Source organism: Streptomyces sp. NBC_00385 (assembly GCF_035917155.1).
Lineage (GTDB): Bacteria > Actinomycetota > Actinomycetes > Streptomycetales > Streptomycetaceae > Streptomyces > Streptomyces poriferorum.
Genome location: NZ_CP107951.1, coordinates 597430 through 609386 on the forward strand (window position 1 = coordinate 597430; position 11957 = coordinate 609386).

Here is an 11957-nt window from a genome sequence, read left to right on the forward strand (position 1 = left end):
GCCAGGGGCTCGGCCACGGGCCACGGCGGCCCCGGCCGGTCAGCGGCGGCCGCCGCCGATCCGGCCCTCCAGCTGGACCAGCAGTTCGCTGAGCTGTGCGCTGAGCCGGTCGCGGGACTCCGCGTCGAGGCCGGAGAGCACCGCGCGTTCGTACGCGAGCTGCTGCGGCAGCAGTCCGTCGACCAGTTCCCGCCCCTCGTCGGTGAGTCCGACATGCGCGACCCTGCGGTCCCGGGCGTCACTGCGGCGGGCGATCAGGCCGCGCTCCTGCAGCGCCCGGAGCCGTTTGGTGACCGCGGCGCCGGAGGAGAACGTCTCCCGGGCGAGTTCGCCCGGGGTGAGTTCACGGTCGGTGCGTCGTACGGCGCCGAGCAGGTCGAACTCGGCGCGGGTCAGTCCGGCACCCCGCAGCGGAGCGTCCTCGGCCTGCTGGAGCAGGGCGGAGCAGCGGTTGATGCGGCCGATGAGCTCCATCGGCCCGGTGTCGAGTTCCGGGTTCACGGCCTGCCACTGCCGTACCACCGAGGCGACGATGTCGTCGGTCACACCGCTCCGTTCTCCTGGGCCGGGGCGATCATCCCCTGCCGTGTCGCTGTCGCCGCGAGCGTACGGTGTCCGGCCTGCTCTGCCGCGAGTACCGCCTCCTGCGGCAGGGCGCGCTGCCACCATTCGCCGGCCGCGGTGTCCTCCGCCTCGCGCAGTTCGACCAGGGACCCGGTGAGCCTGCGGCGGGCCGCGTCCAGGGCGGCGGGGGTGGGCGTGGGGGCGGCCAGGGTCTGTACGGCGTGGGCGCGGGCCCGCTCGGCGTCGGCGAGGGCCTGCTCGACGCGGCCCGTGGCGCGGCGGTTGGTGACGAGCACGGCGGCGAGGAATCCGGCGCCCGCGCCGATGACGGTGTCCAGGACCCGGTCGCCGATGAGCTGACCGGCCGGGTGGCTACCCGCGTACTCCAGGACGAGCAGCGCCATCGGGGTGACGGCCACGGAGCCGAGCCAGTAGTTGCGGGTGATCAGGGCTTCGGCGGCGAAGGCGAAGAGGAGGCAGAAGCCGATCAGGGCCAGCGGGTCCATCCGGGCGGCCGGCAGGACGGCGGCGAAGACCAGGACCCCGAGGAGGTTGCCGAGGGTGCGCTGCAGCGTGCGGTTCCACGAGAGCATGACGTTGGCCTGGTAGAGCGAGGCGGCGGTCACGATCGCCCAGTAGGGGCGGCCGACGCCGGCGGCCGAGCAGATGTACCCGGCCAGCGCGCAGCCGATGAGCGTGCGCGCGGCGACCGGCAGCAGCGGGGAGCCCGGGGCGAGGCGGTGCAGCAGGGCGCGTGCGGCTCCGCCGGCGGCCGGGCGGCGGGCGGCGCGTTCGGCGTCGGCGCCGAAGATCTCCGCGGCGGTTCCGGGGGCGGGCGGTGGTGTGGGGACGGGGCCGCGGGACCGGGTCAGCCGGGCCCATTCGCGGAGCCGGCCGGCGTCCGCTGCCGTGTCACCCGGGTGTGCGGCGAGCGCGGTCTCGGCGTGGACGACGAGGCGTTCCAGTGCGGTGCGTACGGGGGTGGGGCGTCCGGCCGCGAGGAGGGTCTGCCAGGCCGCGTGCACGGCGGCGACCGCGGCGCGACGGGTGCGGTGACCCGGCTCGGCGGCGTAGGCGGCCGCGGCGTTCAGCGCGCTGGCCGTGGCGCGGCGCTCGGGTCCCTCCCGGCGGACCAGCGCGGGGGCGACGGTGACGAGCCAGGACACCGCGCCGGCGCCGAGGGTCAGTGCGAGGTGGCCCGGCACCTGGCCGGTCTCCTGCGGGGTGAACAGGGCGGCGGAGCTGACGAAGGTGAAGATCACCGGTCCGGGGGGCCCGATGCGGGTGGCGTCGCAGAGCAGCTTCTGCCCGGCGGCCAGGAGGGCGCCGACGGCGATCAGGACCGCGGTCGAACCGGTCAGCGACGCCGTGACCAGGGAGACCGCCAGGCCCGCGAGCATCCCGATGACGACTCCGACGACGGTCCTGGCGCGGCGCGCGTACGGCAGGTTGTGGCCGTACAGCGCACAGAGCGAGCCGGCCATCGTGTACATCACGAGGTCGAGGCGGTCCAGGGAGTGGAGCACCAGGTTGGGGATCGCCGTGGCCACGACCACGCTGGTCGCCGGCTTGAACCACATGTCCGAGGGCCGGGCCAGACGCAGCGGGGCGGCCAGCGGGATTCTGCGGAGGGAGGACGGCCGGGGCCTGATGCTTGTATTACTCACGTAGATACTTTAGCAGGTATTACACACGTAAACGATCTCGTGCCGCGCGTGCCTGATGGCCAGCTCCGGCGCACGGTCATAGCGTTCAGCCGTGCCAGGAAGCCCGGCGCGCATCCACTCACGCACGGAGGATTCCGAATGAAGCCCACCACACCGGTGCCCGGCGGTCCCTGCTGGATCGAGCTGAGCACCTCCGACGTTCCGGCGGCCAAGTCGTTCTACACGGCCCTCTTCGGCTGGCGGTGCGAGACGGACCCGCGCGAGGAGGCGGGCGGCTACACCATGGCGCGCCTCGGGGCGAATCGGGTCGCGGCACTCAGCCCCGTCTACCAGCCGGGGCAGCCACCGGCCTGGACGGTGTCGTTCGCCGTCGAGGACGCGGACGCGACGGCCCGGAAGGCGACGGCGGCGGGCGGTTCGCTACTGGTCGGCCCGATGGACGTTTTCGAGGAGGGCAGGTTCGCCGTCCTGGCCGACCCGTCCGGGGCGGTGTTCTCACTGTGGCAGGGCCGCGCCTTCGCCGGCGCCGACCTGTTCAACGAACCGGGCACACTTGGCTGGACGGAGCTCGCCACCCGCGAGAGCGGTCCGGCGCTCGCCTTCTACCCGGACGTCTTCGGCTGGACGGTCAAGGCCTCGGAGACGTACCCGCAGTGGGGCATCGGCGGGGAGGACTTCGGCGGTCTGCTGACCATGGACGAGAACATCCCGTCCGAGGTACCGCCGCACTGGCTGCCGTACCTCGCCGTCGCGGACGTGGACGCGACGGCGGCCACCGCGCAGAGTGGAGGCGGCGACCTGCTGATGCCCCCGACGGACATCGCGAGCGACCGCAGGATCGCGGTGGTACGCGACCCGCAGGGGGCCGTGTTCGGCGTCTACCGGGCGGGCGACGAGGGATAGGGCATCGGTCAGCCGCTCTGTTCGTCCGTCACCTGGACGTGGTCCCCGATGCCGACCACGAGGACCCGGGTGCCCGGTTCGATCGGGCGCCAGCGGTGGACGAGGCCGCCCGCGCAGTAGAGCGTGTCACCCCGCTCCAGGCGGTAGAAGCTGCCGTCCGCCTCGATCTCCGCCGAGCCGTCGGCGACGTACAGGATCTCGTCGTTGCGGTGCCGGAACTCGCGGCCCCAGTCGTGGTCCCCGGTGAACTCCAGCGCGTGCAGCCGCTGGTGGCCGCGGACGAGCGGCCGCATCCGGCCGTCCCCCTCGCCCTCCGCACCCGTTTCCCGCACCGAGGCGGACGTGCCGCGCACCACGTCGACGGGGCGGGGCGCCTCGGCCGTGGAGAGCAGTTGGACCGCGGTCGTGTCGAGCGCGTCGGCGATGCGCTGCAGCGAACCCATGCTCGGCCGGGAACGGCCGTTCTCGATCTGGCTGAGGAAGGGGGTGGAGAGTCCCGCCCTTCGCGCGACCTCGGCGAGGGTCAGTTCCAGGGCGCGGCGCCGTCGGCGAATCCCCGGGCCGACCCGTGGGGTGTCCGCCTCGCTCATCTCATCCACTCCGTGTCCCTGCGTGCCGCACACCACAGGCGGCGGGGCAGTGAGCAGCCTACCGGGCCGGTTAACCTCTTAAGTCCCACCTAACAAAGTTAACCGGGAGGATCGATCCATGCCCCTCGTGGACCAGAACCAGCGACGGCGCCGCGGTACCGGGCTCATAGCCCTGGACGAGGACGCCGCCTACGGCGGGTACACCCTCTTCGCCCCGCTGACCGGCGGCGGCGAGGTGTATCTCATCGACATGCGCGGTGAGGTGGTCCATCAGTGGAACCTCCCGTACCGGCCCGGCCGGCACGCCCGGATCCTGCCCAACGGCAACCTCGCCTACAGCGGCGTCCTCCCGGACGAGCCGGCGCTCTTCCCGATGTGGCACAAGTACCGCGGCGGGATCATGCAGGAGATCACCCCCGACGGCACGGTCGTACGCGAGCACCGCGACCGTTTCCAGCACCACGACGCGTACCACTACGGCGACGGCCGGCTGCTGTACGCCGCACTGGAGCCGCTGACCGGCGAGGCCGCGGCCGCCGTCCGGGGCGGGGTGCCCGGGTCCGAGGCCGACGGCACCGTATGGGCGGACACCATCGTCGAGGTGGACGCCGACGGGAACACGGTCTGGGAGTGGAAGGTCTCCGAGCACCTCGACCGCGAGGCCTTCCCGCTGCACCCCGACTACGCGCGCGAGCACTACCCGCTGATCAACAGCGTGCTGCCGACGAGCGACGGCAACATCCTGGCGAGCTTCCGCTCCGTCTCCGCCGTGGTCGTCATCAGCCGGGAGACCGGCGAGATCATCTGGCGCAGCGAGCCCGGTGCCGTATCGCAGCAGCACTGCCCGACCGAGCTGGAGAACGGCAACTTCCTGGTCTTCGACAACGGCGTCTTCCGGCCGCACTGGGACGTTCCGTTCAGCCGGGTCATCGAGATCGAGCGGTCGAGTGGCACCATTGTCTGGGAGTACCACGACCCGGCACGCGAGTCGTTCTTCGCCCCGTTCATGGGCAGCGCCCAGCGCCTGCCGAACGGGAACACGCTCGTGACGGACTCCCCCGCGGGACGTCTCTTCGAGGTGACCGCGGACGGTTATCTGTGCTGGGAGTACATCGTGCCGTTCTTCGGCGGCTACCAGGAAGAAGAAGTGCGCAAGCTGTTCCCGTCCGAGCCCAACGCCGTGTTCCGCTCGTACCGCTACTCGGCCCGGGAGCTTCCCTGGCTCGACGTCGCGAAGGGCTGAGCCGGACCATGGCCTCCCCCGTCCCCGACACGGCCGTCCCCGACACGGCAGCGCCGGCCCCGTCCGTCGCGCCGGTCGACGAGCGGCTCCCGCTCCCCCGACTGGTCCCGCTCGCGTTCCAGCATCTGCTGGCCGGGGTGGCCGCCCCCGTCTCCTCGGTCATCCTGATCGGCACCACCCTGTCGCTGTCGGCGTCCCAGACGGCCTCACTCCTCAGCGCCACCCTCGTGCTCTGCGGCATCGGCGCGCTGCTCCAGTCGCTGGGTGTGAGGACTCTGCGGATCGGCGCCCGGCTGCCGTTCCTGATGCTGCCGGGCGGCGCGGCGGTCGCGATCTTCCTCCAGGTGGCGAAGGAGCACGGACCGGCCACCGCCTCCGGTTCGGTGCTCATCGCGGCGGTCTTCCTGATCGCCGTGCTGCCCCTGTACGGGCGGCTGGTGCGGTTCTTCCCGCCGCTGGTCATGGGCACCACGGTGGTCCTGATCGGGATCAACATGATCAAGATCACCGCGCCGATGATCGCCTCGGGACCGGGCCTCGGCTTCGCCACACTCGGCATCACCGCCCTGTTCTTCCTGTTCATGCGCGGTGTCTGGCGACAGATGTCGGTGCTCTTCGGCCTGGCGGGCGGCACACTCGTCGCCGCGCTCACCGGTACCGCGTTCCACATGGCGCACGGCAGCACGTTCGCGCTGCCCGACCCGTTCCCGTACGGCACACCGCACTTCGATCTGCTGGCCGCCGTGCCGCTGCTGGTCTTCGCGCTCGCCTCGCTGGCGGAGGCGACCGGGCAGACCGTGCTGAACAGCGAGGCGGTGGGCCGGACTCCGGACGCCGCGCGTGACGTGCCGCGGATCTCCCGCGCGGACGCGGTCACCTCGCTGGGCGCCGGCGTCTTCGGTACGTCGCTGATGGTGACCAGTGCCGAGAACATCGGGATCGTCCAGCTCACCCGGGTGCGCAGCCGGTTCGTCACGGCGGGCGCGGGCGTGCTGCTGATCCTGTGCGGTCTGATCACACCGCTCACCCGGCTGCTCGCCGCCATCCCGGAGCCGGTGGTCGGCGCCGCCGGGCTGATCATCTACGCGGTGATCGCGACGATGGGGTTCGGCATGCTCAGCCGTGAGAACCTCAGCCACGGCACGAACGGAATCGTGGTCGCCCTGGCCCTCTGCGTCGGCCTGCTGCCGGTCTTCGCCCCCGAGATGTACGCGGGCCTGCCGGTGTGGGCGCGGACCGTCTTCGGCAGCGGTGTGGCCGCCGGGGCTCTGGCCGCGGTGATTCTCGCGGCGGTGTTCTCCCGGCTGGGACCACCGGACGGCGGCCCGCCCGACCGCACACCGGAGTGACCGCATGAAGACGCCCGCGCCCTTCGGGGGGGCGCGGGCGTCTTGGCGTACGCGGGGTGAGGGCTCAGCCGAGGCCGCGGGCGTCCTGCTTGAGGGCCGTGTCCACGGTCAGGGCCGTCGCCACCACGAGGCTCAGCAGCGGCTCGGGCAGCTGGTAGTGGATCTGCAGCACGTAGTTGTCCGCCGTGGTGAACATGGTCTTCGCGAGACCTTCCCAGGTCTTGGTGATCCGGGCTATCTCGGCCTCGTTGTGGTCGACGATCGCGAAGTTCCAGGCGCGCCAGTTCTCCGCCTTGATCGCGCCGACCTGCTGACCGTCCACCATGATCGCGAAGTTGATCTTGCCGATGGCGTTCTGCTGGACGATCTCGCCGACCGGCTGCCCGTCGGGGCGCTGCACGATGACCTTGGACTTGATGAACTTCGCCGGGCGCGTCAGCAGCAGCTGCGGCTGACCGTACGCGTCGCGGATCTCGAGCCGGTGGGTCAGGTACTGGTCGATGCTGCTCACGAAGCGCAGCACCTTGCGCATCGCGCTCTGGCCGACCTGGATGACCGAGCCGATGGTGTTGCCGTGCTGGTCGAAGACGCTGTACTCGTTCGTGACCTCGATCAGCTTGGCCTTCTGGTTCACGACCAGGACCTGCTGGTTGAAGAGCGTGCCCGCGCCGGGGGCACCGCCCTGCTGGGGCATGCCCTGCTGCGGAACGGGGGCGGGCTGGTGCTGCGGGGCCTGCTGCTGCGCGGCCTGCTGGTGATATTGCTGCTGGGCCGGGGCCGCCTGCTGCTGATACGGCTGCTGCGGGGCCTGCTGCAGCTGGGCCTGCTGCTGCGGAACCTGAGCGGGTGCCTGGGCCTGCTGCTGTCCGCCTGCCGGATTGGTGTGCTCGGTCCACTGGGAACCGTCCCAGTAGCGCAGCAGCTGGGGGGCGCCGTGCGGATCCGGATACCAGCCCGCAGATACGTTCGAGTGCGTTGTCACCGGGGCACACTATCCCGCCACGTCCGGAGCGGAACCCCTTCCCCCGGGATCCACAGGTTCGCCGATCCGGGTCCCGCACTCATTGAAACTTCACACACCGATACGATGCCGGGATGAAGTGGCTGAGCGAACGCACGGACCGGCGGCGCAGCGCCCGCGCCTGCGTGGTGCTCAGCTGGGTGTTCGTCCTGATCGCCCTGGCCTCGTGCTGCTGGCCGACGCCCGGGTCCTCCGCCGCCGCGCACGACGGCCCCGCCTCGGCGGCGCCGCCCGGGATCACTCTCGCCGTTCAGGTGCCCGCGGCGCGGGTCGTGGTGGCCGACGCACCGCGCGATCACGGGGCCGGAAGTTCCTGCCACGGCGACTCGGAGCACTCGGACCCCGTCGTGGTGCCCGGTCAGCCCGCTCCGGCGGCGCTCCCGTCCGCCGCCCCGCCTCTCCCCCCGGCCCCGCTCACCGGCGCCGCCGCCATCCGCGGCCCGTCGAACGACGCCGTGGGCGACGTGGACCGTCTACGCCTCCAGGTTCAACGGATCTAGGGCCGGCCACCGACCGTTCCGGGACATCCCGAGAACGTTCCCGTGTGCCCGCAGCCCATCCGTGTCACGAACCGAAGGACCCACCATGGCCTCCGCCAAGAAGCAGAACACCCCTGCCGCCGCCCGCCGCGCCAAGCTGGAGGAGGCCCGCCGCAAGGAGCGGGCCCGCGAGCGCCGCAGCCGCATCATCACGATCACCGCGGCGGTCGTCGTCGTGGCCGGTCTGGTCGCCGGCGGCGGCTACCTGATGAACGAGGCCGACGAGCAGGACAAGGCCGAGACGGCCGCCAAGTCCTCGCCCGTCGAAGGCGAGAAGAGCTGGGACAAGCTCACTCAGGAACATGTCGAGAAGAAGGTCGACTACCCGATGAACCCGCCGGTCGGCGGCGACCACAACCCGGTGTGGATGAACTGCGACGCCGATGTCTACACGAAGGAGATACCGAAGGAGAACGCCGTCCACTCGCTGGAGCACGGCGCCGTCTGGGTCACGTACACCAGCAAGGCGAGCCCGGCCGACGTCAAGAAGCTCGAAAAGAAGGTCGAGGCCACCCCGTACTCCCTGATGAGCCCGGTGGAGGACCAGGGGTCCCCGCTGATGCTCAGCGCCTGGGGCAAGCAGCTGGCCGTGAAGAGCGCGTCCGACGCCCGCGTCGCACAGTTCTTCACGAAGTACGTCCAGGGCCCGCAGACCCCGGAGCCGGGTGCCGCCTGCTCCGGCGGGATCGCCAAGTGACGTCCCCGGCCCGGGTGTCACGGCCGATGGTGCTGGCCGGCGGGGCGGTGCTGCTGCTCGCGCTCGCTCTGGTCGCGCTGATGCTCGTACGCCCCTCCTCCTCGGCGCCCTCCGCCACCGCGTCCGCCTCGGCTCCCGCCGAGACCTCGGCCGATGTCGGATTCGCGCGCGACATGGCGGTCCACCACCAGCAGGCCGTCGAGATGTCGTTCATCGTCCGGGACCGCACCTCCGACGTGGCGGTGCGGCGGCTCGCGTACGACATCATCAACACCCAGGCCAACCAGCGCGGCATGATGCTGGGCTGGCTGGAGACGTGGGGCCGTGCGAAGAGCTCCCCCGGGCCGCCCATGGCGTGGATGGGCCATACCGTCACGCCGCGGGACGGCGCGCTGATGCCCGGCATGGCGACCGACACCGAGCTCGACGCGCTGCGCTCGGCCAAGGGCCGGGACGCCGAGGTGCGCTTCCTGAAGCTGATGACCGCGCACCACCGGGCCGGGGCGGAGATGGCGCAGGCGGCCGCCACCGCGGCGGGGACCGACGAGATCCGGAACCTGGCCTCGGGCATGGTCCTGGGGCAGAAGTCGGAGATCGCGCTCATGGCCGACATGCTCAAGGAGCGCGGGGCCACGCCCTGAGCACCACCCCGGTGACCGACCCGCTCAAGCAGCGCGGCACCACGGCCTGAGCACCACCCCGGTCCGGCAGCTCCCCGTGAGCGGCCGGACCGGGAGTTCGCGACCGTACTGACGTACGGGATCGCATAGGCTCGGCACCGATATGAAGAGCAACCTCACGCCGCTGGGGCCCAAGGCCGACAAGGACACCGTCCGGCGCAGCAACCTCAGCCTCGTGCTGCGAGCCGTCCGTGACGAGGGCGAGGGTGAGGCGACCCGGGCCGGGGTCGCCGCGCGGGTGGGACTGACCCGGGCCGCCGTGTCCTCGCTCGTCGAGCAGCTGCTCGACAGCGGGTTCCTCACGGAGTCGGGCAAGACGTTCAGCGGCCAGGCCGGCCGGCCCGGCACCGCGCTCAAGACGGCCCGCACCGGGCCGGCCGGGCTCGGCGTCGAGGTCAACATCGACTACGTGTCGGTGGTGGTCGTCGATCTGGCCGGGACCGGCCGGGTCCGGCTCACCGAGCATCTCGACAACAGGGGCGCGCCGCCCGCCGAGGTGCTGGCGCGGGCGGCCAGGATCGCCGCGCGCACCCTGGACTCGGCGCGCGAGCAGGAACTGTTCCCGGTCGGCGTGGCGCTGGCGCTGCCCGGCCTGGTCTCCGGCGGATCGGTGCGTCAGGCGCCGAACCTGGGCTGGAACCAGGTGCCCGCCGAGGAGCTGTTCGCCGCCGCTCTGGCAGTCGAGCGCCCCGGTCACGAGGCGCTGACGGTGAGTTCGGAGAACGAGGCCAATCTGGCCGCGCTGGCCGAACTGTGGTTCGGCGGGCTCGGCCGGATCCGGACCTTCCTCTATCTGACCGGTGAGATCGGCGTCGGCGGCGCCCTGGTGATCAACGGCGAGCTGCTGCGCGGTGCGCACGGTTTCGCCGGGGAGATCGGGCACGTGGTGGTGGACTCGCAGGGGCCGCAGTGCCGGTGCGGGTCGCGCGGATGCCTGGAGCAGTACGCGGGACAGGCGGCGCTCCTGCGGTCGGCGGGGATCGAGGAGAGCGGCAGCGGGATCGGGGTCGCCGAACTGGAGCGGCGTACCCGGGCCGGGGACGAGCGGGCGGTGGCCGCGGTCGCGGATGCGGGCCGGATGCTGGGGCGGGTGCTGTCGGGGGCGGTGAACCTGCTGGACCCGGACGCGGTGGTGCTCGGCGGCGTCTACCGGAACCTGATGCCGTGGCTGGCGCCGCCCGCCGACGAGGAGCTGACGGGCCGGGTGGTGTCGGGGTTGTGGACCCCGGGGAGCGGCCGCCTGCGGGCCTCGTCCGTCGCGGGTGACGCGGCCCGGGGTGCGGCGGCGCTGGTGATGACGGATGTGCTGGCCGACCCGGTGGCGTACGCGGGACGGCCGACCGCCTGAACGCACGCGGGGAGGGGGAGGGACATCGGCGCGTCCCTCCCCCTCCCCGCTCCCGTTCCGCGTGCGGTCAGCGGACGCCGAGCAGGTGGTCCATCGCCAGCTGGTCAAGCGCCTCGAACGCCATGCCGCGCTCCGCCGCCGCGGTCACGTCGAAGTCCTCGAAGGCCGAGCGGTCGGCCAGCAGGCCCGCCACGCCGTCCTCGGCGGTGCGCTGCGCCAGCTCGTCCAGACGGGACGCGCGCAGCGCCTCCTGGACCGCCGGGTCCGCGCGGAAGGCGGCGGCGCGCTCCTTGAGGATCAGATAGTTGCGCATGCAGCCCGCGGCCGAGGCCCAGACGCCGTCGTAGTCCTCGGTCCGCGGCGGCTTGAAGTCGAAGTGGCGGGGGCCCGCGTAGTCCGAGTTCTCCAGCAGGTCGACGAGCCAGAAGGCCTGGCGCAGGTCGCCGGCGCCGAAGCGGAGGTCCTGGTCGTACTTGATGCCGGACTGGCCGTTGAGGTCGATGTGGAAGAGCTTGCCCGCCCACAGTGCCTGCGCGATGCCGTGCGCGAAGTTCAGCCCGGCCATCTGCTCGTGGCCGACCTCGGGGTTCACGCCCACCATCTCGGGGCGCTCCAGGCGCTCGATGAAGGCGAGGGCGTGGCCGATGGTGGGGAGCAGGATGTCGCCGCGCGGCTCGTTCGGCTTGGGCTCGATCGCGAACTTGAGGTCGTAGCCCTGCTCGGTGACGTAGTCGCCCAGCAGGTCGAAGGCCTCCTTCATGCGGTCGAGCGCGACCCGGATGTCCTTGGCGGCGCCCGACTCGGAGCCCTCCCGGCCGCCCCAGGCGACGTAGGTGGTGGCGCCGAGCTCGACGGCGAGGTCGATGTTGCGGAGCGTCTTGCGCAGGGCGTACCGGCGGACGTCGCGGTCGTTGGCGGTGAAGGCGCCGTCCTTGAAGACGGGGTGCGTGAAGAGGTTCGTCGTGGCCATCGGGACGACGAGTCCGGCGGCGTCCAGCGACTGCCGGAACCGCTTCACGATGCCTTCGCGCTCGGAGTCCGTCGAGCCGAACGGGATCAGGTCGTCATCGTGGAAGGTGACGCCGTACGCGCCGAGCTCCGCGAGGCGCTGGACGGAGTCGACCGGGTCGATCGCCTCCCGGGTCGCGTCCCCGAACGGGTCGCGGCCCTGCCAGCCCACGGTCCACAGACCGAAGGTGAACTTGTCCTGCGGGGTGGGCGTGAAGCGATCCGTCATGGTCCTGCCGCCTTCGGTGCCGTGGGTCCGCAGCCGGTCGAACGGCCGAACCTCAATTTGTTCACTGTCATGACTAATCATGCACGGACCACCCCTGCGACGTAACCCCCCGTCTCGGA

Annotated in this window: 12 protein-coding genes; 7 read left to right on the plus strand and 5 right to left on the minus strand. The window is 71.9% G+C overall.

Annotated elements, in window-relative coordinates:
• Window positions 1-39: 39 nt before the first annotated feature.
• The gene (locus tag OG959_RS02715; RefSeq protein ID WP_326656350.1) at window positions 40-546 is read right to left on the minus strand and encodes a MarR family winged helix-turn-helix transcriptional regulator; all 507 of its coding nucleotides are present in this window, start codon (window positions 544-546) and stop codon (window positions 40-42) included.
• Window positions 543-2231, minus strand: coding sequence for an FUSC family protein (locus OG959_RS02720; RefSeq protein ID WP_326656351.1), 1689 nt, complete (start codon window positions 2229-2231; stop codon window positions 543-545). Before OG959_RS02720 ends, OG959_RS02715 begins: the two co-directional genes overlap by 4 nt.
• A 138-nt stretch (window positions 2232-2369) precedes the next feature.
• Between OG959_RS02720 and OG959_RS02725 the strand changes: the two genes are divergently transcribed.
• On the plus strand, window positions 2370-3134 hold the full coding sequence (locus OG959_RS02725) for a VOC family protein (RefSeq protein ID WP_326656352.1): 765 nt from the start codon (window positions 2370-2372) through the stop codon (window positions 3132-3134).
• Window positions 3135-3142: 8 nt separating this feature from the next.
• On the opposite strand, the gene OG959_RS02730 is transcribed toward OG959_RS02725, so the two are convergent.
• Window positions 3143-3724 carry a helix-turn-helix domain-containing protein gene (locus OG959_RS02730; RefSeq protein WP_326656353.1) on the minus strand — a complete coding sequence of 194 codons (582 nt, stop codon included), beginning with the start codon at window positions 3722-3724 and terminating at the stop codon, window positions 3143-3145.
• Between the two features lie 118 nt (window positions 3725-3842).
• Here OG959_RS02730 and OG959_RS02735 point away from each other — a divergent pair, with 118 nt between their 5' ends.
• Window positions 3843-4967, plus strand: a complete 1125-nt coding sequence (locus OG959_RS02735) for an aryl-sulfate sulfotransferase (protein ID WP_326656354.1) — start codon at window positions 3843-3845, stop codon at window positions 4965-4967.
• 8 nt (window positions 4968-4975) lie between these two features.
• Complete coding sequence (locus OG959_RS02740) at window positions 4976-6316, plus strand: uracil-xanthine permease family protein (protein ID WP_326656355.1); 1341 nt, start codon at window positions 4976-4978, stop codon at window positions 6314-6316.
• 64 nt (window positions 6317-6380) lie between these two features.
• Here the strand turns inward: OG959_RS02740 and OG959_RS02745 are convergent, their stop codons facing one another.
• Window positions 6381-7298: a phospholipid scramblase-related protein gene (locus OG959_RS02745; protein WP_326656356.1), complete on the minus strand. Its 918-nt coding sequence runs from the start codon at window positions 7296-7298 to the stop codon at window positions 6381-6383.
• 113 nt (window positions 7299-7411) lie between these two features.
• Here OG959_RS02745 and OG959_RS02750 point away from each other — a divergent pair, with 113 nt between their 5' ends.
• The 4 genes from OG959_RS02750 to OG959_RS02765 all read left to right on the plus strand — a co-directional run bounded on the left by OG959_RS02750 (window position 7412) and on the right by OG959_RS02765 (window position 10601).
• Window positions 7412-7837, plus strand: coding sequence for a hypothetical protein (locus tag OG959_RS02750; RefSeq protein ID WP_326656357.1), 426 nt, complete (start codon window positions 7412-7414; stop codon window positions 7835-7837).
• Window positions 7838-7922: 85 nt separating this feature from the next.
• Window positions 7923-8573 carry a DUF3105 domain-containing protein gene (locus tag OG959_RS02755; RefSeq protein WP_326656358.1) on the plus strand — a complete coding sequence of 217 codons (651 nt, stop codon included), beginning with the start codon at window positions 7923-7925 and terminating at the stop codon, window positions 8571-8573.
• Window positions 8574-8599: 26 nt separating this feature from the next.
• Window positions 8600-9214, plus strand: a complete 615-nt coding sequence (locus tag OG959_RS02760) for a DUF305 domain-containing protein (protein WP_442805723.1) — start codon at window positions 8600-8602, stop codon at window positions 9212-9214.
• Window positions 9215-9356: 142 nt separating this feature from the next.
• Window positions 9357-10601, plus strand: a complete 1245-nt coding sequence (locus OG959_RS02765) for an ROK family protein (protein ID WP_326656360.1) — start codon at window positions 9357-9359, stop codon at window positions 10599-10601.
• Window positions 10602-10668: 67 nt separating this feature from the next.
• Here OG959_RS02765 and xylA read toward each other — a convergent pair whose 3' ends face one another.
• Window positions 10669-11838, minus strand: a complete 1170-nt coding sequence (gene xylA / locus OG959_RS02770; protein WP_219568470.1) for a xylose isomerase — start codon at window positions 11836-11838, stop codon at window positions 10669-10671.
• Between the last annotated feature and the right edge of the window lie 119 nt (window positions 11839-11957).

Excerpts from the sequence above, each read along its gene's own strand:
- OG959_RS02760 (WP_442805723.1), top strand. The coding sequence starts at position 8,600 with ATGGTGCTGGCCGGCGGGGCGGTGCTGCTGCTCGCGCTCGCTCTGGTC.
- OG959_RS02765 (WP_326656360.1), top strand. The coding sequence starts at position 9,357 with ATGAAGAGCAACCTCACGCCGCTGGGGCCCAAGGCCGACAAGGACACC.
- OG959_RS02730 (WP_326656353.1), bottom strand. The coding sequence starts at position 3,724 with ATGAGCGAGGCGGACACCCCACGGGTCGGCCCGGGGATTCGCCGACGG.
- OG959_RS02735 (WP_326656354.1), top strand. The coding sequence starts at position 3,843 with ATGCCCCTCGTGGACCAGAACCAGCGACGGCGCCGCGGTACCGGGCTC.
- xylA (WP_219568470.1), bottom strand. The coding sequence starts at position 11,838 with ATGACGGATCGCTTCACGCCCACCCCGCAGGACAAGTTCACCTTCGGT.
- OG959_RS02725 (WP_326656352.1), top strand. The coding sequence starts at position 2,370 with ATGAAGCCCACCACACCGGTGCCCGGCGGTCCCTGCTGGATCGAGCTG.
- OG959_RS02750 (WP_326656357.1), top strand. The coding sequence starts at position 7,412 with ATGAAGTGGCTGAGCGAACGCACGGACCGGCGGCGCAGCGCCCGCGCC.
- OG959_RS02740 (WP_326656355.1), top strand. The coding sequence starts at position 4,976 with ATGGCCTCCCCCGTCCCCGACACGGCCGTCCCCGACACGGCAGCGCCG.
- OG959_RS02755 (WP_326656358.1), top strand. The coding sequence starts at position 7,923 with ATGGCCTCCGCCAAGAAGCAGAACACCCCTGCCGCCGCCCGCCGCGCC.